At 72.5% G+C, this 612-nt stretch carries 1 protein-coding gene; it reads right to left on the reverse strand.

The genetic code is table 11. The annotated features are described in order from the left end of the window. Positions 1-612 (reverse strand): carbonic anhydrase (locus ABFX50_RS51800; RefSeq protein WP_428834749.1); only part of this gene is annotated, 612 nt, incomplete at both ends.

The following is a 612-nucleotide window of genomic DNA, read 5'->3' on the forward strand; positions in this document are numbered from 1 at the left end:
AGGGGGCCACGGAGTGGACCGTGACCTCGAAGAAGACCGGGGACCAGCTGAAGATCAGCATCGAAGAGGTCTTCCACGACTCGAGCCATGAGCTCGGGATCTTCCTCGGCCACCAGAAGTGCGGCGCGGTCACGGCCGCCCACGAGGCGCTGCTCGTGCTCCTCCAGCTCGGTGCCCTCCTCGGCCGCGAGCAGCGCCTCGTGGGCGGCCGTGACCGCGCCGCACTTCTGGTGGCCGAGGACGACGAGCAGCGGCGCCTCGAGCGCGGCCGGGCCGTACGAGACGGACTCGGAGACGAGCGGGTCGAAGACCTCTCCGGCGGTGCGGGTGACCATGATGTCGCCGACGCCGGTGTCGAAGATCAGTTCGGGGGCGACACGGGAGTCGACGCAGCTGAACACGGCGGCGCGGGGCGCCTGGCCTTCGACGAGGGATTCGCGCCATTGGACGTCGGCGTGGGGGTGGACGGCCGCGCCGTCGGCCCAGCGCTGGTTGCCGTCGAGGAGGGCCTGCCAGATGTCCTCGGCGTTCTCGAGGTCCTGCAGGGCGGGGACGCCGGCGGCCCGCGCCGCGACGTCCTCGCCGCCGAAGCCGCCGCCGTCGGCGCTGCAG

Source organism: Nonomuraea recticatena, from assembly GCF_039533245.1.
Classification (GTDB): Bacteria; Actinomycetota; Actinomycetes; order Streptosporangiales; family Streptosporangiaceae; genus Nonomuraea; species Nonomuraea roseola.